Source organism: Psychrobacter halodurans (genome assembly GCF_017498075.1).
GTDB classification, from domain to species: Bacteria; Pseudomonadota; Gammaproteobacteria; order Pseudomonadales; family Moraxellaceae; genus Psychrobacter; species Psychrobacter celer.
The window spans coordinates 1-2,037 of the sequence record NZ_JAGBKN010000052.1 but is presented as its reverse complement, the minus strand read 5'-3'; the positions used below and the strand labels follow the sequence as shown (position 1 = coordinate 2,037).

The window sequence follows — 2,037 nt, the reverse complement described above, 5'->3', positions numbered from 1 at the left end:
AAGTTTCTACGCCAAGGCTGGATGGAGAATGATTTATCTAAATTGTTTTATGATATTTGTTCAAGGCATAACAATTTTATTTTGAACTGACTATAGCAGCACGTGGCATAGAATATACGACTTTGGATTGGAGTGGGCGTATGTTGCATTTCGGGTCAATATCGTTTTCTTTATGTGTGTTTATGGATTGAATTCTCTATATAGAGTATGAAAGATTTTATTCGTATATATACTACTAACGTTTGTTATACATAAAATGTACTGTATATATGCAAATAGAACTATAGCTGTCAGGGTCGTTGAAAAACAACATATAAATCCATCTGCTTGTCAATTTAAAAATATTACCTATCAAAAAAAATGGAAGTCTGGTTAATACTATGAACAAGATACTTAGAAAGAATATAGTTGCTATTATTTTACCAATAACATTGCTTGGTATGCCTTCTTGTGCTGTCATTGGTGGTGCTGATAGTGAAGGCCGTACCCAGCATGTCGATGGCGTTATGTGGAACAATAAAAAAAGTATTGACTTCAAAGAGGTGCTCAAGCAAGAAGTGGCGTCTGATAAGACTCGATTAGTATTTATACGGAAGAACGATAATCATTCTGAGCAAACAAGTACCAATATCTCCATCAATAACAGGTTTCAAGTCAGTTTGCATGCGAACAACTACACGGTGGTGGACTCTTGTACTGGAAGAAATCAGTTGAGTGCTCAGGCGACTGGTTTTAAAAATAATAACTTATTGGCAGATAAGCAAGATTATCAGTTACAAGGTGGTCAAACGTACTTTTTTTATGTCGAAATGGACGGAACAGGCGAGAGCACACTGACGCAGATAACGCCTGACAGTGCATCACCGCTATTAGCAAATAAGTCCTATCAGTCTCATCAAATCAGTCGTGTCGTACCGAATTGCCCAGCACCTGTCGCTGCTATGCCCACTGTGATACCACCTTTAACAGTAGAAAAAGAAACACCAGTGCTAACTGAAAAAGTGACGATTGATCTTGAGGTATTATTTGAGACGGATAAGGCGGTCGTACGGCCAGAGTATTATGCCAAAGTAGCTGAATTGGCTGAATTTATGACTCAGTACCCTAACACAGCAGTCACTATCGAAGGGCATACTGACAGCCGTGGCAAAAATAGCTACAACCAAGCTTTATCCCAACGTCGTGTAAATGCAGTAAAAGAAGTGTTGATCTCGCAGTTTGGAATTGCAGAAGGTCGCTTAACTGCCGTTGGTTATGGCGAGTCGCAGCCAAAAGCGAGTAACAATACAATAGAGGGTAGACAGCTTAATCGTCGGGTTGTTGCTGTTGTTGAAGAAAGCTTACCTAAACTATGATCTTCTAGCGGTTAAGACATCCTAATATTTCAGACCATAAAATTCTAAAATTTAATTGAGAAACCTAAGAGATAAAAATGAATACGATTATTGTGAAAACAAATGATGCGACTCAAACCATAGATCAAATACAAGTTATGACCAAGGACGGTAAGCCCACCATTATTAAAGCTATGGATAAGGTGAATTATGAGTTTCATGATACTGCTATCGGTCGTGCGCCTAACCATATCATCACTAAACGTTTAAAAAATGACTTACATGTTTCCTTCGAAGAAGAAGGTCAAGAAAGTGACCTTATTATAGAAGGTTTTTATGATAACCCAGACAGTGCATTAGTTGGTATCGCTGAAGATGGTGAATATTACCATTATATTCCAGATACAGGTGAGGTTTATGATTATGTGACTCAACTGGAAATAGGGGATGTTGAAGGTCAGGCGTTAGGTGGTGAAGAAATGGTAGTGCCATGGTGGACTGCAGTTCCTGCGGGTTTTCCCTGGTGGCTCGGTTTAGGTTTAATCCCATTGCCATTTATTAAAGATAACAAAGACCCTGAGCCAACTGAGCCAACTGAGCCAAAAGTGGAGATACCACCGAACGTACCTGTTGACCCTCAACCAGCTGATCCTACTGATCCAAATGGCCCAGTGAATGAAGGCAATCCTGCAACCCCTGAGAA

Annotated in this window: 1 protein-coding gene and 1 pseudogene; both read left to right on the top strand. The window is 39.5% G+C overall.

Annotated elements, in window-relative coordinates:
• The first annotated feature begins 380 nt into the window (after positions 1 to 380).
• Complete coding sequence (locus tag J3491_RS11875) at positions 381 to 1,355, top strand: OmpA family protein (RefSeq protein ID WP_207970353.1); 975 nt, start codon at positions 381 to 383, stop codon at positions 1,353 to 1,355.
• 77 nt (positions 1,356 to 1,432) lie between these two features.
• Positions 1,433 to 2,037: pseudogene (locus tag J3491_RS11870) on the top strand (hypothetical protein); the annotation flags it as partial.